The 25,804-nt window shown below is 34.2% G+C and carries 24 protein-coding genes; 7 read left to right on the top strand and 17 right to left on the bottom strand.

Features of this window, described 5'->3' with window-relative positions; genetic code table 11:
• Position 1: 1 nt before the first annotated feature.
• Complete coding sequence (locus tag ACE01P_RS15810; RefSeq protein WP_379699633.1) at positions 2-1,588, bottom strand: DUF4270 domain-containing protein; 1,587 nt, start codon at positions 1,586-1,588, stop codon at positions 2-4.
• Positions 1,589-1,651: 63 nt separating this feature from the next.
• Positions 1,652-2,458, bottom strand: a complete 807-nt coding sequence (locus ACE01P_RS15805; protein ID WP_306153700.1) for a glycogen/starch synthase — start codon at positions 2,456-2,458, stop codon at positions 1,652-1,654.
• A 106-nt stretch (positions 2,459-2,564) separates the two neighbouring features.
• Here ACE01P_RS15805 and panC point away from each other — a divergent pair, with 106 nt between their 5' ends.
• The 5 genes from panC (at position 2,565) to ACE01P_RS15780 (ending at position 8,480) form a co-directional block, all read left to right on the top strand.
• Positions 2,565-3,413, top strand: a complete 849-nt coding sequence (panC, locus tag ACE01P_RS15800; RefSeq protein ID WP_379699628.1) for a pantoate--beta-alanine ligase — start codon at positions 2,565-2,567, stop codon at positions 3,411-3,413.
• Between the two features lie 14 nt (positions 3,414-3,427).
• Positions 3,428-3,778 carry an aspartate 1-decarboxylase gene (gene panD, locus ACE01P_RS15795; protein WP_008465481.1) on the top strand — a complete coding sequence of 117 codons (351 nt, stop codon included), beginning with the start codon at positions 3,428-3,430 and terminating at the stop codon, positions 3,776-3,778.
• Positions 3,779-3,980: 202 nt separating this feature from the next.
• Positions 3,981-5,135, top strand: coding sequence for an alpha/beta hydrolase (locus ACE01P_RS15790; protein ID WP_379699625.1), 1,155 nt, complete (start codon positions 3,981-3,983; stop codon positions 5,133-5,135).
• Positions 5,135-6,496, top strand: a complete 1,362-nt coding sequence (radA, locus tag ACE01P_RS15785) for a DNA repair protein RadA (RefSeq protein WP_379699622.1) — start codon at positions 5,135-5,137, stop codon at positions 6,494-6,496. The genes ACE01P_RS15790 and radA overlap by 1 nt, the downstream gene beginning before the upstream one ends.
• 19 nt (positions 6,497-6,515) lie before the next feature.
• Positions 6,516-8,480 (top strand): transglycosylase domain-containing protein, encoded by a 1,965-nt coding sequence (locus tag ACE01P_RS15780; protein ID WP_379699619.1) that lies wholly within the window; start codon positions 6,516-6,518, stop codon positions 8,478-8,480.
• A 58-nt stretch (positions 8,481-8,538) separates the two neighbouring features.
• Here the strand turns inward: ACE01P_RS15780 and ACE01P_RS15775 are convergent, their stop codons facing one another.
• The 3 genes from ACE01P_RS15775 to ACE01P_RS15765 form a co-directional block, all read right to left on the bottom strand.
• Positions 8,539-9,576: an aldo/keto reductase gene (locus ACE01P_RS15775; protein ID WP_379699617.1), complete on the bottom strand. Its 1,038-nt coding sequence runs from the start codon at positions 9,574-9,576 to the stop codon at positions 8,539-8,541.
• A gap of 166 nt (positions 9,577-9,742) precedes the next feature.
• Complete coding sequence (locus ACE01P_RS15770; protein ID WP_379699666.1) at positions 9,743-10,687, bottom strand: OmpA family protein; 945 nt, start codon at positions 10,685-10,687, stop codon at positions 9,743-9,745.
• A gap of 158 nt (positions 10,688-10,845) precedes the next feature.
• The gene (locus ACE01P_RS15765; RefSeq protein WP_379699614.1) at positions 10,846-11,607 is read right to left on the bottom strand and encodes an exodeoxyribonuclease III; all 762 of its coding nucleotides are present in this window, start codon (positions 11,605-11,607) and stop codon (positions 10,846-10,848) included.
• 118 nt (positions 11,608-11,725) lie between these two features.
• On the opposite strand from ACE01P_RS15765, the gene ACE01P_RS15760 reads away from it, so the two are divergent.
• A complete protein-coding gene (locus ACE01P_RS15760) occupies positions 11,726-13,528 on the top strand; it encodes a GNAT family N-acyltransferase (protein WP_379699611.1) in 1,803 nt (600 codons plus the stop codon).
• Positions 13,529-13,611: 83 nt separating this feature from the next.
• Here ACE01P_RS15760 and ACE01P_RS15755 read toward each other — a convergent pair whose 3' ends face one another.
• The 4 genes from ACE01P_RS15755 to ACE01P_RS15740 form a co-directional block, all read right to left on the bottom strand.
• Complete coding sequence (locus ACE01P_RS15755) at positions 13,612-13,869, bottom strand: TM2 domain-containing protein (protein ID WP_379699608.1); 258 nt, start codon at positions 13,867-13,869, stop codon at positions 13,612-13,614.
• Positions 13,870-14,068: 199 nt separating this feature from the next.
• The gene (locus ACE01P_RS15750; protein ID WP_260671832.1) at positions 14,069-14,347 is read right to left on the bottom strand and encodes a TM2 domain-containing protein; all 279 of its coding nucleotides are present in this window, start codon (positions 14,345-14,347) and stop codon (positions 14,069-14,071) included.
• 15 nt (positions 14,348-14,362) lie between these two features.
• On the bottom strand, positions 14,363-14,779 hold the full coding sequence (locus ACE01P_RS15745; protein WP_379699605.1) for a DUF805 domain-containing protein: 417 nt from the start codon (positions 14,777-14,779) through the stop codon (positions 14,363-14,365).
• Between the two features lie 188 nt (positions 14,780-14,967).
• On the bottom strand, positions 14,968-15,918 hold the full coding sequence (locus ACE01P_RS15740) for a 2-hydroxyacid dehydrogenase (RefSeq protein ID WP_379699602.1): 951 nt from the start codon (positions 15,916-15,918) through the stop codon (positions 14,968-14,970).
• 213 nt (positions 15,919-16,131) lie between these two features.
• Here ACE01P_RS15740 and nhaA point away from each other — a divergent pair, with 213 nt between their 5' ends.
• The gene (nhaA, locus tag ACE01P_RS15735) at positions 16,132-17,268 is read left to right on the top strand and encodes a Na+/H+ antiporter NhaA (protein WP_379699600.1); all 1,137 of its coding nucleotides are present in this window, start codon (positions 16,132-16,134) and stop codon (positions 17,266-17,268) included.
• Between the two features lie 152 nt (positions 17,269-17,420).
• Here nhaA and proC read toward each other — a convergent pair whose 3' ends face one another.
• The 8 genes from proC to serS form a co-directional block, all read right to left on the bottom strand.
• Positions 17,421-18,197, bottom strand: a complete 777-nt coding sequence (gene proC / locus ACE01P_RS15730) for a pyrroline-5-carboxylate reductase (protein WP_379699597.1) — start codon at positions 18,195-18,197, stop codon at positions 17,421-17,423.
• Between the two features lie 111 nt (positions 18,198-18,308).
• Positions 18,309-19,658 carry a magnesium transporter gene (gene mgtE, locus ACE01P_RS15725; protein ID WP_379699594.1) on the bottom strand — a complete coding sequence of 450 codons (1,350 nt, stop codon included), beginning with the start codon at positions 19,656-19,658 and terminating at the stop codon, positions 18,309-18,311.
• A complete protein-coding gene (gene rsmA / locus ACE01P_RS15720; RefSeq protein WP_379699592.1) occupies positions 19,642-20,427 on the bottom strand; it encodes a 16S rRNA (adenine(1518)-N(6)/adenine(1519)-N(6))-dimethyltransferase RsmA in 786 nt (261 codons plus the stop codon). The genes mgtE and rsmA overlap by 17 nt, the downstream gene beginning before the upstream one ends.
• 33 nt (positions 20,428-20,460) lie before the next feature.
• The gene (locus tag ACE01P_RS15715; protein ID WP_379699589.1) at positions 20,461-21,033 is read right to left on the bottom strand and encodes a hypothetical protein; all 573 of its coding nucleotides are present in this window, start codon (positions 21,031-21,033) and stop codon (positions 20,461-20,463) included.
• Between the two features lie 243 nt (positions 21,034-21,276).
• A complete protein-coding gene (locus ACE01P_RS15710; RefSeq protein WP_379699586.1) occupies positions 21,277-21,588 on the bottom strand; it encodes a DUF4286 family protein in 312 nt (103 codons plus the stop codon).
• A gap of 96 nt (positions 21,589-21,684) precedes the next feature.
• Entirely contained in the window at positions 21,685-23,466 is a 1,782-nt protein-coding gene (locus tag ACE01P_RS15705; protein WP_379699584.1) for a tetratricopeptide repeat protein, read from the bottom strand.
• 95 nt (positions 23,467-23,561) lie between these two features.
• Complete coding sequence (gene lgt, locus ACE01P_RS15700) at positions 23,562-24,404, bottom strand: prolipoprotein diacylglyceryl transferase (protein WP_379699582.1); 843 nt, start codon at positions 24,402-24,404, stop codon at positions 23,562-23,564.
• Positions 24,405-24,493: 89 nt separating this feature from the next.
• Positions 24,494-25,765, bottom strand: a complete 1,272-nt coding sequence (serS, locus tag ACE01P_RS15695) for a serine--tRNA ligase (protein ID WP_379699580.1) — start codon at positions 25,763-25,765, stop codon at positions 24,494-24,496.
• Between the last annotated feature and the right edge of the window lie 39 nt (positions 25,766-25,804).

The following is a 25,804-nucleotide window of genomic DNA, read 5'->3' as shown; positions in this document are numbered from 1 at the left end:
ATTAATTTGGTTTCGTGTAGTAAACCTCAAGTTTCAATCTTTTATCATCCGGGATAGAAGCTTTTCCTCCATAAATGATTGTCCCTAAAGGATTCATAATTGATGTTCTAGGTACTGCAGATATAATCTCATTTTTATTCTTCAACGCATTAAATGCAATGGTTGCAGGGCTTTGAGAAACAACCAAACCTAAATCAACATTTTTTGCCGTCGCATCTTTTATCAGATTACGAATATGGCCTGTAATTCTAATTTTATAACTTTTCCCTCTTTTGTCAGAACCAAGAGTAATTAAACCTCCATAAGTCGAAGAAGCATCTGTAGAATAATCAACCAAAACAGCATTATTTGTCAAGTCATACAAATAAACTCTGTTTGGTTCTCCCGTATCCTTCATTTTTTCAGCATCGATATTAAACACCAAATTAGCCTCATTAACCTTCCAACCTTTAACGATAGCATTACTTCTCATTTCATCCAATTGGTCTGGAACTCCATTAGCACCAGTTACTGGCTCGCCTTTAGAATTATAACTCAATACATCTGTCGGATTAAAAAGCTTTACAACTGCTATAGATCCTTGTCCTCCTTTTAAATAAAGCTTTTCGTCCCCTTCTGTTTTATTAACATTTGTAGTTATGGCATTTACATAATCAGGATTTCGCACATCATCGAGAAAATTCGCTGTACTTGTTGTGGCTGCAGCAACTCCTTTCAAATTCAAAACAATAGTTTTATCCTCCGTAGTTTCTGGAGCATCTGTTGTAATTGCTGTTTTGGCTTTGTATTTAATTGTGATTTTACCTTCACTAAAATTCAGCAATGCCATATTAGTTGGGTTAGCCCCAGACTTTTCAACACTAAAATACAAACCTCTAAAATATTCTTGAAAAAGATCTTCAGTCGAAAGCTTTGAAGCTGCCGCATTTAAAATTTTATCTTGAAAAAACTGTTTGTTTAATTGCAAACGCATTTCAGGTTTTACTCTAGACAATGTTTTAGTACCATCAGTAGTAATACTATCCTTGTACTCCGTTGCATTAAAATAGAATTGTGTATTTTCCTCTGGTTTTTCAGCATCATTTAAAAAAGCACCTATTCTTTTATTCTGAAATTCGGTATTTTGATCCGTATAATAAAACTGAGGAATCTGAGAACCGCCACTATAATAGCTAGTTCTCATCTGGATTCCAGATTCATATATCTTTAAATCAAGCTTTCCATCTTTGCTTCCATAGATAGAATCCAAAACATAAGTATTATCTCCGTTATCTTTCGTTTCAGTTACTTTACTATAATACGGAATTTGTAAAACAGCACTTTCAATCACAGGAGACTCTCCAATTGTTGGAGAATAAATAACAAGCCCTACTTGAGTAACAAAATTTGCAGTCGTAGTTCCAAAAAGCGGATTTTCAAAAATACCAAGAGCATTTGGTGTCATACCACTTGACTGCACAGGAGTAACTTCTTGATTATATGCTAAAACATCATAATTTTCAGATTCAAGCCCAAAATGATCTTCACCAACTAAACCTTCACCAATCGCATTAAAATCTTTGTCACAAGAATATAAAAATACAGCCATTACAGCTAAAAGAGTTTTCTTAATAAAAGAAGTTCTATACATGTCTAATAATAAAATTAAAATTTAAAGTCCAAATGTTCTGTAGAAATTTGTATAAGCATCAGCAAATCCGTCTTTCCCGGCGAAAGGTAAAAAAGGTTTTCCTGAAGATTCTATAAATTTTGTTAAACTTGGAGAAACATTTTCTGAAGCAATAATTACACCATCAGAATGTAAAATACTAGCTTTTAAAACATTCTCGTAATTTGGCACTTCTAAATCTGACACTGCTTCATGAGGAACACCATCAAATTTAACTTTATTTATCATTTCTAAATCTAAGTTTTCATCAAACGATTGTCCGTAAACAGAAGTAATAATTTTAGTTTCAGAAAACAATGCTTCATGTTTATAATAATGCTTCATATAAATAGGAAGCATCGCTGCAAGCCAGCCATGAACATGTATAATATCTGGAACCCAGTTTAATTTTTTTACGGTCTCAACAACTCCTTTTGCAAAGAAGATCGCTCTTTCGTCATTATCAGGGTATAAAGCTCCTTCTTCATCCGTAAAAGTTGCTTTACGTTTGAAATATTCATCATTATCAATAAAATAAACCTGAATTCTTTCTTTCGGAATCGATGCTACTTTAATAATCAATGGCATATCTAAGTCATTCACTACCAAATTCATCCCTGAAAGTCTTATCACTTCATGCAATTGATGTCTTCTTTCATTTATGTTCCCATATCTAGGCATGAAAATTCTTATCTGGCCACCTTGGTCATTAATCATTTTCGGAACGTCATAAGACATTAAAGAAACCTCATTTTCAGCCAAGTAAGGCACGACTTCAGATGATACATATAATATCCTCTTATCTTTCATAATAGTATTTTACTTAATTTTGGTAATAAAAACGTCGCAAAATTACAAAATTTTATGCAGTTTATAACTAATATATTATGTTTGCATAAATTTTAATAATACCTCAATGCATATTTTCTACAGTAAAGCAGCGTTGATAGCCTATCTTAAAACTATCAAAACCGCAAATTCAACTATCGGATTTGTACCTACAATGGGCGCTTTACACCAAGGACATTTGGCTTTAATGCAGCGTTCGCTAAAAGAAAACAACGACACCGTAGTAAGTATTTTTGTCAATCCAACTCAATTTAACAACGCTGAAGATTTAGCTAAATATCCTCGAACATTAGAAGAAGATATTAAGAAAATGCGTACATTAAGTGATAAAATTATTTTATACGCACCTTCTGTTGAAGATATTTATGAAGGAAATACCGTTTCGCAGACTTTTGATTTTGACGGATTAGAAAACCAGATGGAAGGAAAATTCCGTCCTGGTCATTTTAATGGCGTTGGAACAATTGTAAAACGCCTTTTTGAAATCGTAACTCCAACAAATGCTTATTTTGGAGAAAAAGATTTTCAGCAGCTTCAAATCGTTAAAAAATTAGTCGAAAAAACAGAATTGCCTGTAAATGTTGTAGGCTGTCCTATTTTTAGAGAAGAAAATGAGCTTGCCATGAGTTCAAGAAATGAACGTTTGACTTCTGAAGAAAGAAAAGACGCTTCAATTATTTACAAAACTTTGACCGAGGCAAAAGAGATCTTTCAAAATCATAGTCCGCAAGAAACAATTGAATTTGTAGAAAATTCTTTCAAAGACAACAAAGAATTCGAACTGGAGTATTTTGTTATTGCTGACGAATCTACACTTTTATCTATCGATCAGAAAGAGAATGATAAAAAATATCGTGCATTTATAGCGGTATTTGTTAATTCTATAAGACTGATTGACACCATTTCATTTAATTAATCTAACTTTGCAACATGCAAATTCAAGTTATAAAATCAAAAATTCATCGAGTTAAAGTAACCGGAGCCGATTTAAATTATATTGGCAGTATTACTATTGATGAAACTCTACTAGAGGCTTCAAATATTATTGAAGGCGAAAAAGTATCTATTGTTAACATTAATAATGGCGAGCGTTTTGAAACTTACGCTATTAAAGGTGAAAAAAATTCAGGAGAAATTACTTTAAATGGTCCTGCAGCTAGAAAAGTGCAAAAAGATGACATCATCATTATCATTTCTTATGCTACATTGGATTTTGAAGAAGCAAAAACCTTCAAACCATGGATTATTTTCCCGAATGAAAACGACAATTCTTTAACCTAAGATTTTCTTTTTCTTACCGAATTCCCCTACTTTGTCAAAAGCCAATTTTGCACAAAAAAATCTTCTTTTGCCTTAATCGAAAATGATTTTGGCGCTAAAACACTCTGCTTCAAATTTTAAACTACTTAAAAAAGAAGCAAATAAAATAGTATATTGCTACACTATTTTCAATACTTTTTAATTTACTGAAATGCCACAAATCATGAAAAAAGTTTACCTACTATTTTTATTAATTTCGTTTTCGTCGTTTGCCCAAAAAACGTTCGACAACATTAAATCAGAAAAACTCGGAGAAGAGCGTAGAATTACAATCGGACTTCCAGCTTCGTACGAAGCCAACAAAGACAAAAAATATCCAGTTCTTTATTTATTGGATGGCGATTATTTATTTGATCCTTTTTCTGGAGCTGTAAATTATGCGACTTATTGGGATGACATTCCAGAAATGATTATCATTGGAATTCACCAAAATAAAGATGGAGAACGTTATGATGATTCAACAATTGATCAGAATGAAGGACTTCCTTTTGAAAAAGGAGCAAAATTTTTCGAATTTATCGGAGCTGAATTAGTGCCATATATTGAAAAAAAATACCGCACATCGCCTTTCAGACTTATTGCAGGTCATGATATAACAGCAAGTTTTGCAAATTTTTATTTGTATAAAGAATTTCCGCTTTTTAATGCTTACATCTGTTTAAGCCCAGAGCTTGCCCCAAAAATGGAAGTGCGTATTGCAGAGAAATTTGCTAAAATAAAAAGCCCTATTTTCTATTATCTTTCTGCTGGAGAAGGTGATATCAAAAAAATTAAAGAGCCAATTGATAAATTAAACAGTAATATTAAAATCGCTAATAATCCGTTAGTGAATTATAAATATGATGTATTTAAAGGCGCAACACATTATACAGAAGTATTACATTCTATACCAAGTGCATTATACCAGATTTTTGAAGTATACAGACCTATAAATTCTGCCGAATACAACGACAAAATTGCGGTTCTTGAAACAGGTTATGCAGAATATTTAGAAAAAAAATACGCTACAATGTCTGAAGTTTTAGGAGTTCAAATTCCTGTTCGAATGAGTGATTTTAAAGTAATGGAAAATCTTATTCTAAAAAGAAACGCCTACGATGAGTTAGGTAAAATGGCCGAAATTGGAAATGTAAATTATCCAAAAGCTATGTTGGGAGAATATGAATTAGGTTTGATGTACGAAAAAATGGGCGATCCTAAACACGCTTCGAAAAAATACCAAAACGCTTCACAAATGGAGCCAATTGGCGATTTGAACAAAGACATGATGTATGAGAAAATTGACGAAATGAATACACTTGCTAAAAAAAGTAAATAATGTCAAAAGTTAAAACTTCCTTCTTCTGCCAAAACTGCGGAACCCAATATTCTAAATGGCAAGGGCAATGCAACGCGTGCAAAGAATGGAATACGATTGCCGAAGAAATCATTCAAAAACAAGATAAGGTTGCTTGGAAAAGTGAACCTACTCCAACAAGCAAAGCACCAAAGCCTTTAAAAATTAACGAAATTGATTCTACTCAGGAAGTTCGAATGGACACTACCGACGGAGAATTGAATCGTGTTTTAGGCGGCGGACTTGTTCCTGGATCTTTAACTCTTTTGGGCGGTGAGCCCGGCATCGGAAAAAGTACACTTTTACTTCAAGTTTCTCTAAAATTACCTTATAAAACATTGTATGTTTCGGGCGAGGAAAGTCAGAAACAAATAAAAATGCGTGCAGAAAGAATTACGCCAAACAGCGAAAACTGTTATATTCTAACTGAAACCAAAACGCAGAATATTTTCAAACAAATCGAAACCATTCAGCCTGAAGTGGTCATTATTGACTCGATTCAGACTTTACATACCGATTATATCGAATCGACTGCAGGAAGTATTTCTCAAATTCGCGAAACCACTGCAGAACTAATTAAATTTGCCAAAGAAAGTAATATCCCAGTTATCTTGATTGGACATATTACGAAAGACGGAAATATCGCCGGACCAAAAATTTTGGAACACATGGTTGATACCGTTTTACAATTTGAAGGCGACAGAAACCATATTTACCGAATTTTACGTTCGCTTAAAAACCGTTTCGGTTCAACATCAGAACTTGGAATTTACGAAATGTTGGGCAGCGGATTGCGAGAAGTCAGCAATCCTTCTGAAATTCTGATTTCGCATAAAGACGAAGAACTTTCTGGAACTGCTATCGCTACAACTCTTGAAGGCATGCGTCCGCTAATGATTGAAATCCAATCTTTGGTTAGCACCGCAGTTTACGGAACACCTCAAAGAAGCACGACAGGATATAACGCCAAAAGGCTAAACATGATTTTAGCTGTTTTAGAAAAAAGAGCTGGATTTCGCTTAGGCGCAAAAGACGTTTTCCTGAATGTTACGGGTGGAATTTCTGTAGATGATCCCGCAATTGACTTGGCGGTTGTTGCTGCAATTTTATCCTCAAACGAAGATATTCCGGTTGGAAAAGGATTCTGTTTTGCGGGTGAAGTTGGGCTTTCTGGCGAAATTCGTCCTGTGAATCGTGTAGACCAACGCATTCAAGAGGCTGAAAAACTAGGTTTCGACACTATTTTTGTTTCTAAATACAACAAAATTGCTTTAAAAAATACTGGAATTAAGATTGAGCTTGTAGCAAAAATTGAAGATGTTGCAAGTATACTTTTTGGCTGATTTCTAAAACATTTCCTCTATGAATTTTCCAAAACAAAAAATATACAAAGCGCTAAAAATACTAGGAATAGTAATCGTATTGCTTTGCATCGGACTTTACTATTTTCGTGATTCCCTTTTAAAACAAGCTATTGCAAAAGTTACGCACAAAATGGCTGTGCAGTATCAAAGCAACTTTTCTGTAAAGTCGGCAACATTTGATGGCTTATCGACCATAAAATTGACAGATGTTGTTTTGGCGCCAATAAATGCTGATACGCTTTGTAAAATTAAAAACATAGAAACCAGCATCAGTTTAAGTAGTTTATTAATTGGGGATGTTCAGGTTGGAACTTTAAAAATTGACAACGGGTATATTCAATTAGTAAAAAAAGGCAAAAAACGAAATTTTGACGCTTTTCTAAAAAGAGATCGTGAAGAAACCGAATCAAACGAAAAACGCAAATATGCTGCTTTTGCTTACAGAATCATTTCTAAAGTATTGAATTTGGTTCCGACCGATATGGATTTGAAAAACTTTCAATTCAAAATCAATGATAACGGAAAACAAGCTTTTGTTGATGTAGACAAGCTTGTTTTAAACAATAAACAACTTGAAACCAATCTTCATGTTCAAGCAAAAGATTTTGATCAGCGCTGGAACATCAAAGGTTTTGCCGATCCGAGAAATAAAAAAGCTGACATTCGTTTTTTCAACCTAGATACTGGTGCCATTCGTGTTCCGTATTTGGATCAGCGTTACAACTTAAAAGCAAGTTTTGATTCTATTCGTTTGAATGTTCAAAACATTGACAAAAGCGGCAGCGAACTTCATATTGACGGTTACACTTCAATCGCCAATCTTAAAATCAATCACCCGAAAATCGCAAGCAAAGATGTGGTTATTAAAAATGCCCGCTTTGATTATCGATTTTTACTAGGAGATAGTTTTATTTCTATCGACAGTTCTTCAACTATGCAGTTGAACAAGATTAAAGTTCGTCCTTATATTTCTTACGATACTGAAAAAGACACGATTTATACTTTGAAAATGGATATTCCGAAAATGAATGCGCAAGATTTTATCGTTTCGCTTCCAGACGGATTATTTACACATTTCCAAGGAATGCAAGCAACTGGAAATTTTGATTACAAATTGGATTTTAAATTCAATAAAAACAAACCAAACACACTTGTTTTTGATAGCAAACTAAACAAAGAAGATTTACGAATTACCAAATATGGCGAAGCCGATTTAAATAAATTAAATGGCGAATTTGTTTATCGCGCTATAATTCAAAATGTATTACAGCGACCTGTTTTAGTTGGAACAGGAAACCCAAATTATACTCCGTTAGACCAAATTTCTCCTTATTTGAGAAAATCGGTTTTAACAACAGAAGATCCATCTTTCTTTTCGCATCGCGGATTTATAAATGAGGCTTTCAAACAATCGATTCTGAAAAACATTCGAACTAAGAAATTCTCTCGCGGTGCTAGTACAATTAGCATGCAGTTGATTAAGAATGTCTTTTTAACCCGTGAAAAAACGCTTTCGCGAAAGCTTGAAGAAATTCTATTAGTTTATATTTTAGAAAACAACCGAATTGTAAGCAAGGAAAGAATGTTGGAAGTTTATTTCAATATTATCGAATGGGGACCAAACGTGTACGGAATTGGAGAAGCGAGTCATTTCTACTTCCAAAAAAGCCCTTCTGCTTTAAACGTGGATGAATGTTTGTACTTGGCGACGATTATTCCGAAACCGAGAAAATTCATGTATCAATTTAACGACCAAGGTAATTTGAAAGATTACGCCATAAAAAACCAAAAGTTCTTGAAGAATTTGATGTTCAGAAGAGGACTTTTAGTTCCAGAAGACACGATTGGATTATTGCCAGTTTATATTTCTGGAAATGCGCGTTCTTTAATTCGCATTAAAGTTCCAGATTCTACAGCAATCAAAGCAGATTCTTTAGCTGTTGATGATGAATTTGATTTATAAAAAACAAAAAATCCCGATAACATAAGCTATCGGGATTTTTTATTTGAGAGATTACAAATTAAGGCGCTGGATCAGGAATTATAGCCTGAACAGCATCAATTTCTGCTAAGATTTGTTTAGAAAGAACAACATCAATGGTATCGATGTTTTCTTTTAATTGCTCCATAGTTGTTGCGCCAATAATGGCACTTGTCAAGAACGGTTGTTGTAAAACAAATCCCATTGCTAGTTGCGTTAGCGTTAAACCGTGTTTTTTAGCGATTTCTTGATACAATTTTGTCGCTTCGGTACATTGTTCACTATTGTAACGTTTGTATTGTGGAAAAAGATTAATTCTCGCTTTCGGGAGACTTTCTCCTGTTAAGAATTTTCCAGTCAAAACTCCGAAGGCTAAAGGCGAATATCCTAACAAACCAACATTCTCGTATTTTGAAACTTCTGCAGAGTTTACTTCAAACAAACGATTCAATAAAGAATACGGATTTTGAACGGTTTTGATTCTTGGCAAATCGTTGTATTTGCTTTCTTCTAAAAGACGCATCATTCCCCAAGCATTTTCATTAGAAACTCCAATGTGTTTGATTTTACCTTCTTTGATTAATCCATCGAAAGTTTCCAGAATTTCTCTGAAGTTGTCTTCCCAAACATCATCATGCCCTTGAAATGCACGCGTTCCGAAATTATTCGTTTTTCTTTCTGGCCAGTGCATTTGATACAAATCGATATAATCAGTTTGCAATCTTTTTAAACTGTTTTCAACTGCGTATTTAATGCTTGCAGGAGAAAAATCCAATTTCTCACGCATGTATCCAAAATTCGGATTTGGACCAGCAATTTTAGATGCCAAAACAACTTTATCTCTATTTCCTGATTTCTTAAACCAAGTTCCAATAATTTTTTCTGTGCTTCCGTAAGTCGCTTCACTCGCAGGAACTGAATACATTTCGGCTGTATCAAAGAAATTTACTCCTCTTTCAAGAGCGTAATCCATTTGTTCGTGTCCTTCTGCTTCTGTATTCTGCTGTCCGAAAGTCATCGTTCCAAGACAAATTTTACTAACTTTTATATCGGTGTTAGGTAATGTAGTGTATTTCATTTTTTTCTTTAGGTTCAAAGTTGCAAAGAAGCAAAGGTACAAAGTGATTTTTCAAATAGAAAAATGAGAAAGGTTAAAAAAAGTACAAGGTTTTAAAACTTTACAGAATAAAAAAAGGCTCAAAAGTAAAAACCTTTGAGCCTTTGTACCTCAGAACCTCTGTCCCTTAGTTTATGCTATTCAACATCTCAGCAATCTCATCTAATCTTGGAGTCAAGATGATTTCGATTCTACGGTTTTTAGCTTTTCCTTCTGGAGTTGTATTACTTGCCAAAGGAGAAAATTCGCTTCTTCCTGCTGCTGTTAATTTCTGTTTATTGATTTTTGGGTTTTCGCTTAAAATAGCCACAATTGCCGTTGCTCTTTTTGTAGACAAATCCCAGTTATTTGCAATTGGTCCTGAACCTGCGTATGGATCATCATCTGTATGTCCTTCGATTAAAACAGAAAGATCTGGATTATCGCCTAAAACTTTTCCAAGTTCAACAACCGCTCTTTTTCCTTCAGTTCCAACTGCCCAGCTTCCAGAATTGAAAAGTAATTTGTTTTCCATAGAAACATATACTTTTCCGTTTTTATGTTCAACCGTCAAACCTTTACCTTCAAAACCAGTTAATGCTTTAGATAAAGTTTCTTTCAGTTTGCGCATTGCTTCTTCTTTAGCCGCAATCATATCTTCTAATTCTTTTAGACGATTTGCCGTTTTGTCCAAACGCGCTTTTTCGTCTGAAAGAGCTTTTGCTTTTGCTTCTAACTGCGCTAACAAGTCACGGTTTTTAGCCATGTTTTTCTCTAATGCATCGTTGCTATTTTTCTCCAATGCATTATAAGAATCTTGTAAAACTTTGTATTTATTTTGAGCCGCAACTAAATCTGCTTTTTGTTTTGCCAAATCATCATTAGCAGTTGCTAAATCTTTAGTCAGTTTATCACGATCTAATTCTAATTGATTCTTTACTTTCTTCAAATTATCATTTTCGTCAGTAATAGAACGATTCTCTTTCTTCAAATCTGAATATTTTGTTTCTAAATCATTGTAAATTTTCTTAGAAACACACGACGTTGTGGATAAAGCTAAAGCTAGTAATCCGATGGAGGCTTTTTTAATCATCATCTTTAATTGATTTTATTTTGGGCGTTTAATACATTTAAACTTTCAGTTAAATTCTGTCCCGAAGTTTCGGGGGTAAATTCCAAATTCAAAAACAGAACCTGAATTCACACTTAAAATTTAAACTGCATTTTACTTTACAAGAACAATACCAAAAATTAGTCGATCTCGACTAAAATTGGACAATGGTCTGAATGCATAGCTTCTGGCAGTATAACAGCTCTTTTCAATCTGTCTCCTAACGCATCGCTAACTAAATTATAATCGATACGCCAACCTTTGTTATTTCCTCTTGCTCCTGCGCGGTAACTCCACCAAGAATAATGATGCGGTTCTTTATTAAAATGACGGAAACTATCGATAAATCCAGATTTCATGAAAGAATCTAACCAAGCACGTTCTGCTGGAAGAAATCCTGAAACGGTTTTATTACGAACTGGATCGTGAATATCTATTGCTTCGTGACAAATATTATAATCTCCACAGATAATAAGATTCGGAACCGTAAGTTTTAGTTCATTAATATAATTTTGGAAATCATCCATGAACATAAATTTATGATCCAATCTTTCAATATTTGTTCCAGATGGAAGATACAAACTCATTACAGAAACATCATCAAAATCGGCACGAAGATTTCTTCCTTCAAAATCCATGTGATGAATTCCTGTTCCGTAAACAATATTATTTGGTTTCGTTTTAGAAAGAATTGCTACTCCGCTATACCCTTTTTTGGTCGCAGGATAGTAATATTGAAACGGATAACCTGCAGCTGTAATATCATCTACCGGAATTTGATCCTGCGTAGCTTTTATTTCCTGAAGGCATATTACATCAGGATTTGCTTGCTTTAGCCACTCGATAAACCCTTTGTTTATTGCCGCTCTAATTCCGTTTACATTATAAGAAATAATTTTCATCAGTGATTTTTTTAGGATTTCAAATGTAATAAAAAAGTGCAAAGTTTGTCTTGGAAACAATGAAAAGTAGACTTTTTTGTTATCTTTGTTCGCTGTTCTAATAAATTAAAAGTAGTACATGGGTTTAGTTACCGCGAAAGAAGTTGCAAAGGCAATAAATGTTGAAAAGTACGGGGTTTTCGGTACTTTTTCTGGCTGGATTCTTATGAAGGTTCTTAAGATCTCGACCCTTAATAAAATTTACGATCGTAACAAACATTTGACAGACCTTGACTTTTTGAATGGAATTTTGGATGAAATGGAAATTAAATTCGAAATCCCTGAAGAAGATTTAAAGCGTTTGCCAAAAGATGGCGCGTATATTACCATTTCGAATCATCCGCTTGGTGGAATTGACGGAATTTTACTTTTGAAATTGATGCTTGAAAGAGAGCCAAATTTCAAAATCATTGCCAATTTCTTATTACACAGAATTGTTCCGATGAAAAAATACATTATGCCGGTTAATCCTTTTGAAAATCATAAGGATGCAAAATCGAGCGTAATCGGAATTAAAGAAACTTTACGCCATTTAAGCGACGGAAAACCGTTGGGAATTTTCCCTGCAGGTGAAGTTTCGACTTATAAAGATGGGAAATTAGTTGTAGACAAACCTTGGGAAGAAGGCGCGTTGAAATTAATCAGAAAAGCAAAAGTTCCTGTAGTTCCAATATATTTTCATGCTAAAAACAGTAAATTATTCTACTGGCTTTCTAAAATTGATGACACTTTGCGTACTGCAAAATTACCTTCTGAGCTTTTAACGCAGAAAGATCGTGTAATTAAAGTTCGTATTGGAAAACCAATTTCTGTAAGTGAACAAAACGAAATTGAATCTTTTGAAGAATATTCAGAATTCTTAAGAAAGAAAACCTATATGCTTGCCAATCCGTTTGAAAAAGATACCAAACTGATTGACACAGCGAGTTTAAAAATCCAAAAAGCACCTAAGAAAATTGCTACTGCAGCAAATGAGTCAAAACTGATTGACGAAGTGCAGGCGTTACGTAATAGTGACAGCAGATTTTTACAAAGCAAAAACTATGAAGTTTTCTTTGCAAGCGCAAAAGAAATTCCGAACATTTTGCATGAAATTGGACGCTTACGCGAAATTACTTTCCGTGAAGTTGGTGAAGGAACAAATGAATCTATTGACATCGATCAGTACGATCAATATTATCACCATATGTTTTTATGGGATGATGAAACCAAAAAAATAGCTGGTGCGTATCGTATGGGATTAGGTTCTGAAATTTATCCAAAACATGGTATTGAAGGATTTTATCTAACAGATCTTTTCAGATTTGAACCGGAACTTCATGATATGATGCACAAATCGATTGAAATGGGTCGTGCATTTATCGTAAAAGAATACCAGCAAAAACCAATGCCTTTGTTCTTGTTATGGAAAGGTATTATTCATACAACTTTACGTCATCCAGAACACAAATATTTAGTTGGAGGTGTAAGTATCAGCAATCAGTTTTCAGATTTCTCTAAATCATTAATGATTGAGTTTATGAAATCGAACTACTACGATCCGTATATTGCGCAATACATTCACCCGAAAAAAGCGTATAAAGTTAAACTGAAAGACGCTGATAAAGATTTTATCTTCGATGAAGCAGAATCTGATTTGAATAAGTTTGATAAAATCATTGACGAATTAGAACCCGGAAACTTACGTTTGCCAGTTTTAATTAAGAAATACATCAAACAAAATGCAAGAGTTGTTGCTTTCAACGTCGATCCTTTGTTTAACAATGCTATTGATGGTTTAATGTACATTAGAATTGCAGATATTCCAGAAAGCACGATGAAACCTGTTATAGAAGAGTTTCAGATTGAACTAGAAAAGAAATTATCTGAGAAGGAAGATTAATCATAAAATAAAAAAACCGTTTCTTGAGGAAACGGTTTTTTTTTATTTCATTTTTTATTTAAGCTAAGCTTTCGTTTTAAAAACTAAAACCAAGCTTTTTTCTCCACTTGGTATGTTTTATAAAACTCCTCATCAGATTTAGTCAAATAAATAATTCCTTCAACGAATCCAACTATTCCTCCTAAACCGCAAGTAACTATACTTACAACCAATTGAATAATTCCTTCTTTTTGGTAGCCTAAATAAAACTTATGTGCTCCAAACGAACCTAATAAGATTCCTAAAATTCCGGCAATAACTTTTTTATTCTCCATTTCTGAATTTGATTTTGTGTTTTCCATATAACATCAACTCTTATGTTTCCCCTACTCTTAAGGATTTTCAGTTACTCCATTTCTTCTTTTTAACAAAGGGCAAATTTATTCTCGGCAAGCGCTAACAGCAAGACCAAAGAGTTTTTATTCTATCAGAATAAGACATTTCTAAATAAAAAATCCCATTCATTTCTGAACAGGATTTAAGCAATATATTCGTTTGCTATTAAAACCAGCCTTTTTTACCAACTTGGTAAGTTTGGTAAAATTCTTCATCTGATTTTGTCAAGTAGATAATTCCTTCAATAAATCCGATTATACTTCCGATTCCACAAGTAACAACGCTAATTACGATTTGGATAATTCCTTCTTGAGTATAACCTAAGACAAACTTATGAATCCCTAAAGATCCGAAAAGGATACCCATAAGTCCTGCTAATACTTTTTTATTTTCTTGTTTAGGCTGAGACGGGGTATTCCAGCTTTCTGGTTTTGTAGTTTCCATTTTTATATTATTTAGTTAATTATTAATTCCTATTTCATCAATTTCTTCAACAGTACTTTTTGGATCTGCACCATAATAATTTTCTCCATGCTCACCTTCTGTTATTAGTAAAACCAGCATCCAAATTGGTCCAGCCAACGGAATTAAAGAAACTAAAACTGTCCAGCCACTTTTTCCTATATCATGCATTCTTCTAACTGTAACAGCCAAAGACGGGATTAGAGAAGCAAACGCATAAAGAAGAAATAATCCCACTGCAACTGAAATGCCTATCGTTGGGCCTAAAACTACTGATAGCATAAGCGATAAGAAGCCAATTACAAAAAAGAGAAGTGTTGTTACAAGGCGAAAATACCAATATTCACTTCTTCTAGCTCTCCCATTAAAGTTCGCATAGTTTTGGAACATGGCAGTTTTGTACCATTCAATCATAATTTAAGATAATTTGTTTGGGCCTACTCTTAGGATTTTCGGCTTTCTCCGAACTTTAAAAAAGAACCTATTTAGATTCATTCTTTTAAAATTCGGAAACAATATTATTAAAAAATACGAAATAAAACTAATCTTACCAAATAAAATTTACAAGAAAAAACTCGTTATTAAAACCTAAAGGCTGTAGGCTAGATTTTACCGTAAACCGCTTTAATTTTATCTACAATTACCTGAGCCAAACGCTCATGGCTTTCAAAAGTCCAACCTGCAATATGAGGCGTCAGCAAGACATTTTTTGCATTCATAAGATATTGAAGCGCTTCGGGAGTGCTGTTTTCTTGAAAAAGGGTTTCAAACGAAAGTTTCTCATATTCCAAAACATCCAAACCTGCCCCTAGAATTTTCTTCGCTTTCAAAGCTTCAACCAAATCAGCCGTCACGATGTTTTTACCTCGTGAAGTATTTATGATCCAAAAAGGCTTTTTAAAGGCATTTATAAAGCCGCTGTCAACCATTTTATCTGTTTCTGGTGTCCAAGGAAGATGGAGACTTAAAACGTCTGCTTTTTCGCGTAATTCATCCAATGAAACTTGTTTGGCATTTTCATCGCCAACATTATCCAAAATATCATAGCATAAAACTTCTGTATCAAAACCTCGGAGTTTTTTAGCGAAAGCTTTACCCATGTTTCCGTAACCGATAATTCCGACTGTTTTTAAATCCAGTTCGTGGCCACGATTGCTTTCTCGATTCCAATGACCTGCCTTAACTTCAGCATCAGCCTGATTTAAATTATTGAATAAAGATAAAATTACGCCAAGCGAATGCTCTGCAACAGCGTTGCGATTTCCTTCTGGAGCCGCAATGAGATGAATTCCTTTCGCGGAAGCATACTCACAATCAATACTTTCTAGACCTGCACCAACTCTTGCAATAAATTGCAACTTTGTTGCAGCGTCTAAAAATGTCTTATCAATCTTGAAACGACTACGAATTACGATTCCGTTATAGTCTTGAATTTTTGCTTCAATTTCTTCTTTTGAAGATTTGAAATCGGCGTGATTTTCGAAACCAGCTTCTTCCAATTGATTCCAAAGAATTGGATTATTGCTGTCGATATGAAGAATTTTTATACTCATTTTTTACTGAATTTTATAAATACAAAAATACGGGAAATATAATCTAGCGAAGTCGCAAAGACGCAAAGAAATATTTTAATAAAAAAAAAACAGAAAACTTCGTGCCTTTATGCCTTTGTGGCAAACTCCTTTTTTATTGCTCAGATTTTTTTTAACTTTGAAAGAATAAGAATTTTCAAATTCTATCATAATTACTCCAGAAAATCTTCTCAAATGAAATTAACCAAGACTTTTACAGCCTTTTTTGAAAACGAAAAATCAGGAGGAATTATCTTGCTCATTGTTACGCTTTTATCTTTATTTCTTGCTAATTCTTCTTTTCAAATCCCTTATGTTGCTTTTTGGGAAAAAGAAATTTCAGGACATTCTATTACACATTGGATCAATGATGGCTTAATGACCATATTCTTTCTTTTGATTGGTTTGGAATTGGAAAGAGAAATTTATCACGGTGAATTATCGAATATAAAAAATGCGTCTCTGCCGATAATGGCTGCTTTTGGAGGAATGCTAGTTCCCGCTGCAATCTTTTTGGCTTTAAATTACGGAACAACCACACAAAATGGCGCCGGAATTCCGATGGCTACTGATATTGCTTTTGCAATCGGAATTTTATCGCTTCTTGGCAGCAGAGTTCCTGCTTCTTTAAAAGTTTTTCTAACAGCACTTGCCGTTATTGACGATTTAGGAGCAATTATAGTTATTGCTATTTTTTACACCACATCAATTTCTTTTCTGAATCTTGGAATCGCGCTTGGAGTCTGGTGTCTTCTATTTGTTTTAAATCGAATGAAAATTCACAACCTTATTCCGTATCTCATTGGCGGAGTTATAATGTGGTATTTTATGCTCAATTCTGGAGTTCATGCAACCATTACTGGAGTTATTTTGGCATTTGTTATTCCGTTTGGAGATGGTGGTGAAAAAACATCTTCATATAGACTACAGCATTTTTTACATCAACCTGTTGCTTTTTTTATCCTTCCGCTTTTTGCAGTTGCCAATACTGCTTTAACAATCTCAGACAATTGGCACGAAGGCCTTAACCATGTCAACACTTACGGAATTATTCTAGGTCTTGTCGTTGGAAAACCGCTTGGAATTTTACTTTTCTCTTCAGTTGGCGTAACCTCAGGTTTATGCATTTTACCGAAAAACTTAAAATGGGCACATATTCTAGGCGCAGGAATGCTCGGTGGAATTGGTTTTACGATGTCAATTTTCATTACCGTTTTAGCATTCAAAAATCCTGAAATTATTGTTTTTTCTAAAATAGCAATCCTGATCGCTTCTTTCTTAGCGGGGCTTTTCGGATTTGTTTATTTGAAATACACTCTTAGTAAAAAATGAAATTTCAATTTAAATACTTTGTAGAGCTACTTGCGAAGATTCCTCCTTCCTCGGAATGACAAACTGAACTCTTTGATTTTCAAAATAAAAAATTCCAAATCCCAATGATAAAATTGGAATTTGGAATTTTAAAATATTGAAATTTAAATAACCTAACCTTTGATTTGTTTCAAAGAAGTCTTGATTCCTTTAATTAATGATGAACTGAAACCATTGTGCTCCATTTCATTTAAACCGACAATTGTACAGCCTTGTGGCGTTGTTACACGGTCGATTAATTGTTCTGGGTGCACTCGTTCTTCCAAAAGCATTTTTGCTGCGCCTTTTACCGTTTGAGCAGCAATTGCCAAAGCGGTGTTAGAATCGAATCCAATTTCGATTCCTGCTTGCATAGACGCACGTATGTAGCGTAATGCATAGGCAGTTCCGCACGCGCCTAAAACTGTTGCCGCATCCATCAATTTTTCGTCGATTACAGGAGCTGTTCCTAAATCTTGAAATAGATCTACAATTGGTGTAGCGTTTTCTTTGTATTTTTCTGGGAAAGAAATACAAGTCGCCGATTCTCCAAATTGCGCCGCAATATTTGGCATAATACGCACAACTGGAAATTCGTAGTTTGTTTTGGTTTGAAACACATCCAAAGACAATCCGCTTACGGCAGAAGCAATTGTTTTGTTTTTAATAACTGGCAGAATTTCGGCCAAAACAGTATCTACCTGATACGGCTTTATAGTTAAAATTACAACATCAGCTTCCTCGATGTTGTGTTTATTATCGTTAGAAACCGTAATTCCATATTCTGATAAATATTGAATACTTGCAATGTTTCTTCTTGTGACAGTAACTTGGTTGTTTTTCGAGAATTTGGCAATTCCCAAGGCAATAGAAACCCCAAGGTTTCCTCCTCCAATAATGTGTACTTTCATTTTGGTTGGATTTAATTTATTTCTGGTTGATAAATAGCTTTTTTCCGCGTACAAATTACGCAGATTTTAGAGATCTTAAATCACTGTAATAAACTAATTTGTGGCAAAAATCTAGAATCCTAGAATCAAGTTAGCTACTCCAAAGTAGAGCATAATTCCAAATACATCGTTGGTTGTAGTGATAAACGGACCTGTAGCGATTGCGGGGTCAATTTTATTTTTGTTCAGGAAAAGCGGTACCAAAGTTCCTAAAGTTGCTGCAAAAAGAATCACCACAATCATAGAAATTGAAATCGCAAATCCTACCAGATACTGCTGATACATGATGGAATGATATCCCAATAAAAGCAATGAAATAATACTTCCAGAAATCATAGAAACGGTAATTTCTTTAGTAAAATAACCGCGGCTGAAATCTTTCAAAGTTCCGTTTGCCAAACCTTGCACAACAATTGCTGAAGCTTGAACTCCGATATTTCCTGCGGTTGCAGATAATAAAGGCACAAAAATGATTAAAGTAGAATATTTTTGAAAAGTGCTTTCGTTTCCTTTCAAAACAAAAGAAGCTACAATTTCGATCACCATTCCAATCAAAAGCCAAGGTAAACGCGCTTTTGTCAATTCGTAAACGCTGTCATTCGATTCAACGTCTTGCGTAATACCCGCCGCCAATTGGTAATCTTTATCAGCTTCTTCCTTGATTACGTCTACGATATCGTCAATGGTAATTCTTCCAACCAAACGACCTAGTTCGTCAACAACAGGAATTGCCTCCAAATCATACTTTTGCATGATACGAGCTACCTCAACATCTTCTGTATCAACATTTACAAAATTTAATTTTCGGATGTAAACTTCTCCAATTTGTGTTTTGGTCGAAGAAGTCAATAAATCTTTCAGCGAAAGCCTTCCTTTTAATCGGTTTTCATCATCAACTACATAAATAGAATGTACTCTAGAAACATTTTCTGCCTGAATTCTCATTTCTTTAACGCAGGTTAAAACGTTCCAGTTTTCATTCACTTTCACAAGCTCTTTACCCATCAAACCACCAGCCGTGTTTTCATCGTAACGCAAAAGATCAACAATGTCTTTGGCGTGTTCAACGTCAACTAACTCCGAAATTACTTCCGCTTTTATTTCTTGCGAAAGTTCGGCGATAATATCGGCAGCATCATTGGTTTCAAGCTCATCAAGCTCTTCCGCGATTTCCTTTGGTGAAAGTCGGCTTAAGATGTTTTCACGCAGATCCTCTTCCAATTCAAGAAGAATTTCAGCGGTTTTATCACTATCTAAAACCTTAAAGATGTAAGTTGCCTCATCAAAATCTAATTCGTCTAAGATTTCGGCGATATCGGCGTGGTGTAAATCATTCAATAAAACTTCAAGTTCATTGTCGTTTTTATTGATGATCAGCTCTTCTAACTGATGTATAAATTCTTTACTAACTTTGAACTCCATCGGTTTCTATTTTTAGAGTTAGTTCAATAAATTCATCGACGCTTAATTGCTCGGGACGTTTATCAAAGATAGTGTCTTCTCGCAAATTGTCTGATAAATTTAATGTTTTCAAACTGTTACGTAATGTTTTTCGTCTCTGCTGAAAAGCGGTTTTTACTACTGTAAAAAACAACTTTTCGCTGCAAGGAAGACTGTAATCTTCCTTTCGGGTCATTCTCATCACACCCGATTTGACCTTGGGCGGAGGAATAAAAACGTTTTCATTAACCGTAAACAGATACTCGGTATCATAGAAAGCCTGAGCTAAAACTGATAATATTCCGTAGGTTTTTGAGCCTTTCTTTTCGCAGATGCGCTCAGCTACTTCTTTCTGAAACATTCCAGAAAATTCTGGAATCTGGTCTCTAAGCTCTAAAGTCCTAAAAACAATCTGAGAAGAAATATTATACGGAAAGTTACCTATTATGGCAAACTGTTTATTTTGGTAAACTTCATTTATATTATACTTCAGGAAATCCTGAGAGATAATTTTATTTTTTAATTTCGGATAATTGGCATCCAAATACGCTACCGATTCGGTATCAATCTCAATAACGTGCGTGTTGATTGGTTTGTCAAGCAAATACTTAGTAAGCACACCCATCCCTGGCCCTATTTCTAAAACCTCATCATATCCATTAAAAGTCAAAGTGTCTGCAATGGCTTTTGCGATACTTTCATCTTTAAGAAAGTGCTGTCCTAAATGTTTTTTTGCTTTTACTTTTTCCATTTCATTTCTTGTTTGCTTCCTGCTTTTAATATTTTAATAAGCAGATCCCATAATCGTATTCATAAACATATATTGAAAATGAATAACGTCAAATTGAATTCTTTCTAAACCGGTCAACAATCCAATGTTGGTTTTGTAACCGAATCTATAGTTTAAAAAATCAACATTCTTATTTTCCTTATTTTTGAAAGTCCTATTTGTATTGAACTTATCATTATCCTCTTTCAATGAAGCGCAAGGACGTGAAGAAGATATAATTGTTTTATTTTGTTTGTAAAAATTGTCAATTTTACTTTTTAAAACAGCATATTTTTGATTTACAAATGCATCATAAAATGTAGTTTCATTTGTGTCAAAATAGTTTTCCTCGGGAATTTCTGCTTTAATTTCATCGATATACTCAATAATTTCATTACCCTTATCATGAATGTGCGTTGCAAACCCCGTTATTTCTCCAAATGTTTTAGGCGACTCCTCATTTTTTATCTTTAAAACTTCATATTTAGAAAGGACGAAATTTTTTAAAATTTCTTTTGAAGTATATTCAATATCTCTAAATTCATTAAGTTGTAAAATAATAGATTTTGCCGTTTCTTCTTCATACACCACCTCTTTTTTGCTTTGACAACAAACATTCAGACTTAACAATAAAAACAAAACAATCTTTATTTGTAGGTGTTTCATAAACAAGATAGGTGGACAAACACAATTTTTAGTTCGAAATTAATTTTTTGCAAATATACTTTTTTTAGGTATTAAGCAGATAGACCTGTTAATTTTAATCTATAATATTCTTTGCTCCTTCAAAAATCACTTTTCAAGACCAATTTTATTCGTTTCCAAAAAAGACTAGTGCTCTGAAATAACTTCCAATTCTGTTCTGAAAGAAAGCATTTTATCAGCAAAGAGAGTTAAAGCTTCTCTGTGGAATTCTGGTTCGTCTTCGATATAAAACTTATCTAAGGTTTCTTTGCTATCCGTTACATATTGTACGGAATAGGTAATTCCGCCCATTTCTTCTTCAACCAAAACTTTTACAATTCGCGCTGAAGAGAATTTCTGAGTTGCCAGAATTTCTGGTATGTGTTTTTCCTGCATCCATTTTAACCATTGGTCGTGAACGCTTTCGTGTATGTTTGTGGTAACGTTGTAAATAATCATGTTTTAGACTTTCTTAGACTTCTTAGATGTCTAGATTTTTAGACTTTGATTTTCATCTAAGAAGTCTAAAGATCTAACAATCTAAAAAATCTTTATTTATAAATTCTTATCCCCTCTCAATTCTCGGTATTTTTTTCTGGCATCAACGAAGTAGATACTATCTTGATGGTTAAAAATTACCTTTTCATATAAAGGCTTGGCCTTTTCTGGATCTTTTAGTTCGTCGTTATAAATTTCAGCGGAGAAAAACAGTGCTTCATCTACATAAATTCCGTCACTATGATTGTCAATAATCTGCTGATATTGGCTTAAAGCCGAAGCAAAATCTTTTTGGCTTTCGTAAACTTTTCCTAAACGAAGTAAAGTCACTGCTTCAATTTCTTGCCCTTTATAGGTTTTTAGAATATTCTGAAACTGCGTTATCGCTTCTTGCTTTTTATTCTGATAAATTAAAAAATCTCCTTTTGCAAATTGCTTCAAAGCTACTTGAGTCGAATCTGCGGCAGTGTTATCATTAATTAAAAGAAAATATTCTAAAGCGTCATTGGCAATTAATTGCGTGTTTGCTGCTTTTAATTCTTTAAATTGTTTGTTTGCCCATTCAAAATCGCCTTTGTAATAACTTGTTTTGGCGGCTTTCAAACTGGCTTCGTGCGCCATTACGTCATTCTTTAAATCCAATTGAATTTGCGAATAATAAATCAACGCCTGATTGTACTTTTCTTCCAAAAGCAAAATATCAGCCAATTCCATTTTAGCATCGGCTTTTTGATATTCGTTTAAATTCAATTCTAAGGCTTTTTTGACTACTGCCTTTCCTTCTTCTGTTTTCTTCAAATTAAAAGCCAGAAAATGGGCTTGAATGATTTGCAAAGATAAGGTAAAAGGATTGATTTCGTAAGTTGCCAACAATTGCTGCAATTCCTGATTGATAATTGGATAATCTTTCTCCTGTGCTTTATCAATTTTAATTTGCATCAAATACGCATTACTCTGAATCAGCAAATCGCGGTCTTTAGTGTTTTGAAGAATGAAATTCAGAATTTCCTCAGCCGTTTCGTCATCATCTTCATTCATTGCGAACTGACTCAAATTGACAATACTCATCAACGATTCCGGTTCGCGTTTGTAAATGGCTTTTTCCTGAATAAACGCTTTTCCGAATTCTTTCTGCTGTACATAAAACCAGCTTAGATAATGATTCCAAAAAACATCTTGATCTTTCTGAGTTTTTAAGATTAATGCTTTTCGCATCGCATCTTTAAAAGCTGTATTATCGGTTTCGCCGTTCATGAATCGAGACAATTGCGTCTGAATCAAATTGGTGTTTTGCGGATTTGTAAACGATTCTGTCAATAATAAATCGATCATCAAATCGGTTTTTCCTAACTGACCGTACAACATTCCGATTTGAAAATTGAAATTGAAGTTCGGCTGAACTTGCATTGCGGTCTGATACGCTTTTAAAGCATATTCCAACAAAACTTTTTTCTCAAACGAAGTTGCGATTCCGTACACATCATTCGGACTCGTTTTTATTTTTTCGATTGCCTGTTCGTAGTAATTTTTTGCTTTCGAATCATTTTTCTGCAATTGGAAATTATATCCCAATTCAACTAAAAAAACACCTTGCTTGTAACGATTAAAACGATCTTGAATTGCTTTTTCGGCATTTGCAAATTGCTGCAATTGCTGATAACAATCGACTGTTCTTAAAAAATATTGGGTATTCGATGGTGCTGCTCGCAAAAGCTCTTCGTAACTGATTTTAGCTTTATCGAAATCACCTTTGTCGTAGTAATATTGAGCCAATTGCTCGTTTTGGCCAAACGCAAAACCAGAACATAACAAAACGATACCGATTAATATGTTTCTCATACTTTTTTAGTTTTCAGTCGCAGTCGCAGTTCTCAGTCAAACTGCAAACGTCACTTTTTAGTTTTTAGTCGCAGTCTCGGTTTTCAGTCTAAGTTTTACTGTAAACTGCGACTGTAAACTGGGACTTTTTTAGTTTTCCAAAAAATCAATCCTAAACCAATTAAAATAAATGGGATACTTAAAATTTGCCCCATATTAATCAGCATATTATTCTCGAAAGCTTCTTGATTTTCTTTGAAAAATTCAATTATAAAACGAGCTGTAAATAATAAAGTTAAGAAAGTTCCAAAGATTAATCCCTGCGTATTTCTGATTTTTTCTGATTTGTACATATAAAACAGAATTCCGAAAATCAATACATAAGCAAAAGCCTCATATAATTGCGTTGGATGTCTCGGAATCAAATCGTCTCTCTGAAAAACAACTCCCCAATTTCCGTTGGTTGGTTTTCCGTAGATTTCAGAATTCATAAAATTCCCCATTCTGATAAAAGCGCCCGTTACAGGAACTGCAACAGCCATTTTATCCAAAAGTCCTAAAAATTGAACTTTGTATTTTCGGCAATATAAAATCATTGCCGTGATAACTCCGATCGAACCTCCGTGACTTGCCAATCCTTGATAGCCCACAAACTGATAAGCTCCTTTTATTTTTTGAATTGGTAAAAGAATTTCTATCGGATGTTTGAAGAAATAGTCTGGTTCGTAAAAGAAACAATGTCCAAGTCTTGCACCTAAAACGGTTCCGACGATGACATAAATAAGTAAAGAATCGAGATTGTCTAAAGAAAGATTTTCTTTTTTATAAATGTTTCTTACGATATAAAACCCGAGAAGAAGTCCGCAGGCAAAAAGAGCTCCGTAATATTTAAGAGGAAAACTATCTGTAATCCAGAATATAACGGGATCAACGTTCCAGTTTAAGATACCGTTTTTCATGTAGTCTGAGTTTTTAGTCTCAGTTTTCAGTTTTCAGTCTCAGTTAGCAGCTGAAACTGCAAACTGAGACTGTGACTGTAAACTTAAAACTAGTTTATAATATCAAATCCGCAGTAAGAACGTAAAACCTCTGGGATTACGATTCCTTCTGGAGTTTGGTAATTTTCAATAATTCCAGCTAAAACACGTGGAAGCGCTAATGAACTTCCGTTAAGTGTGTGCGCCAATTGGTTTTTTCCGTCTTTGTCTTTGAAACGTAATTTCAAACGGTTTGCCTGGAAAGTTTCAAAATTAGAAACAGAACTGATTTCTAACCAACGATCTTGTGCTGTTGAAAACACTTCAAAATCGTAAGTTAAAGCAGACGTGAATCCCATGTCGCCTCCGCAAAGACGTAAAACTCTATATGGTAATTTCAATTCTTGAAGAATCTCTTTCACATGTTCTACCATTCCGTCAAGCGCAGCATAAGAATTATCTGGATGCTCAACACGAACAATTTCTACTTTATCAAATTGGTGCAAACGGTTTAATCCACGAACGTGCGCTCCGTAAGAACCTGCTTCACGACGGAAACATGGCGTATACGCTGTATGCAAAACAGGAAGATCACTTTCGTTTAAAATAACATCACGGAATAAATTTGTAACTGGAACCTCAGCCGTTGGAATCAAATATAAATCATCAATTGTAGAATGATACATTTGTCCTTCTTTGTCTGGCAATTGTCCTGTTCCAAATCCTGAAGCTTCGTTTACCAAATGAGGAACTTGAACTTCATTATATCCAGCAGCTGTATTTTTGTCTAAAAAGTAATTGATTAAAGCACGTTGTAAACGAGCCCCTTTTCCTTTATAAACAGGAAATCCTGCTCCAGTGATTTTTACACCCAATTCAAAATCGATAATATCATATTTCTTTACCAATTCCCAGTGTGGTTGTGCGCCTTCGTGCAAAACTGGAATATCTCCTTCTTGAAAAACATTTAAGTTATCATCTGGAGTTTTTCCTTCAGGAACAATGTCTGCCGGAAGGTTTGGCAAAGTGTATAGTTTATTCGTTAACTCAACAGCCAAAGCTTCTGCTTTTTCGCTCAGTTCTTTACTTTTCTCTTTTAGTGAAACTGTTTTTTCTTTTAAGATTGCCGCTTTAGCTTTCTCACCAGCTTTCATCAATTCACCAATATCTTTGGACAATTTATTAGATTCTGATAAAGTATTGTCTAATTCCACTTGTGCAGCACGACGATTTTCGTCTAATTGAACCACTTCTTCAACAACGCTTTTAGCATCGATATTTCGTTTTGCTAAAGCCTTGATTACTTTCTCTTGATTTTCTCTAATAAATGCAATTTGTAACATAGCTTGTTTTTTATAACTATTGTATTTTTTATAACGGAA

This window comes from Flavobacterium sp. HJSW_4 (assembly GCF_042436695.1).
In the GTDB taxonomy this organism is placed as follows: domain Bacteria; phylum Bacteroidota; class Bacteroidia; order Flavobacteriales; family Flavobacteriaceae; genus Flavobacterium.
Note: the sequence above shows the minus strand (reverse complement) of the source record. Positions and strands in the feature narration are given on the sequence as shown.

Excerpts from the sequence above, each read along its gene's own strand:
- ACE01P_RS15810 (WP_379699633.1), bottom strand. The coding sequence starts at position 1,588 with ATGGCTGTATTTTTATATTCTTGTGACAAAGATTTTAATGCGATTGGT.
- radA (WP_379699622.1), top strand. The coding sequence starts at position 5,135 with ATGTCAAAAGTTAAAACTTCCTTCTTCTGCCAAAACTGCGGAACCCAA.
- panC (WP_379699628.1), top strand. The coding sequence starts at position 2,565 with ATGCATATTTTCTACAGTAAAGCAGCGTTGATAGCCTATCTTAAAACT.
- ACE01P_RS15745 (WP_379699605.1), bottom strand. The coding sequence starts at position 14,779 with ATGATTGAATGGTACAAAACTGCCATGTTCCAAAACTATGCGAACTTT.
- ACE01P_RS15790 (WP_379699625.1), top strand. The coding sequence starts at position 3,981 with ATGAAAAAAGTTTACCTACTATTTTTATTAATTTCGTTTTCGTCGTTT.
- ACE01P_RS15770 (WP_379699666.1), bottom strand. The coding sequence starts at position 10,687 with ATGATTAAAAAAGCCTCCATCGGATTACTAGCTTTAGCTTTATCCACA.
- proC (WP_379699597.1), bottom strand. The coding sequence starts at position 18,197 with ATGAAAGTACACATTATTGGAGGAGGAAACCTTGGGGTTTCTATTGCC.
- nhaA (WP_379699600.1), top strand. The coding sequence starts at position 16,132 with ATGAAATTAACCAAGACTTTTACAGCCTTTTTTGAAAACGAAAAATCA.
- ACE01P_RS15710 (WP_379699586.1), bottom strand. The coding sequence starts at position 21,588 with ATGATTATTTACAACGTTACCACAAACATACACGAAAGCGTTCACGAC.
- ACE01P_RS15750 (WP_260671832.1), bottom strand. The coding sequence starts at position 14,347 with ATGGAAACTACAAAACCAGAAAGCTGGAATACCCCGTCTCAGCCTAAA.
- lgt (WP_379699582.1), bottom strand. The coding sequence starts at position 24,404 with ATGAAAAACGGTATCTTAAACTGGAACGTTGATCCCGTTATATTCTGG.
- ACE01P_RS15775 (WP_379699617.1), bottom strand. The coding sequence starts at position 9,576 with ATGAAATACACTACATTACCTAACACCGATATAAAAGTTAGTAAAATT.
- ACE01P_RS15765 (WP_379699614.1), bottom strand. The coding sequence starts at position 11,607 with ATGAAAATTATTTCTTATAATGTAAACGGAATTAGAGCGGCAATAAAC.
- ACE01P_RS15705 (WP_379699584.1), bottom strand. The coding sequence starts at position 23,466 with ATGAGAAACATATTAATCGGTATCGTTTTGTTATGTTCTGGTTTTGCG.
- ACE01P_RS15740 (WP_379699602.1), bottom strand. The coding sequence starts at position 15,918 with ATGAGTATAAAAATTCTTCATATCGACAGCAATAATCCAATTCTTTGG.
- ACE01P_RS15780 (WP_379699619.1), top strand. The coding sequence starts at position 6,516 with ATGAATTTTCCAAAACAAAAAATATACAAAGCGCTAAAAATACTAGGA.
- panD (WP_008465481.1), top strand. The coding sequence starts at position 3,428 with ATGCAAATTCAAGTTATAAAATCAAAAATTCATCGAGTTAAAGTAACC.
- ACE01P_RS15760 (WP_379699611.1), top strand. The coding sequence starts at position 11,726 with ATGGGTTTAGTTACCGCGAAAGAAGTTGCAAAGGCAATAAATGTTGAA.
- serS (WP_379699580.1), bottom strand. The coding sequence starts at position 25,765 with ATGTTACAAATTGCATTTATTAGAGAAAATCAAGAGAAAGTAATCAAG.
- rsmA (WP_379699592.1), bottom strand. The coding sequence starts at position 20,427 with ATGGAAAAAGTAAAAGCAAAAAAACATTTAGGACAGCACTTTCTTAAA.
- ACE01P_RS15755 (WP_379699608.1), bottom strand. The coding sequence starts at position 13,869 with ATGGAAAACACAAAATCAAATTCAGAAATGGAGAATAAAAAAGTTATT.
- ACE01P_RS15805 (WP_306153700.1), bottom strand. The coding sequence starts at position 2,458 with ATGAAAGATAAGAGGATATTATATGTATCATCTGAAGTCGTGCCTTAC.
- mgtE (WP_379699594.1), bottom strand. The coding sequence starts at position 19,658 with ATGGAGTTCAAAGTTAGTAAAGAATTTATACATCAGTTAGAAGAGCTG.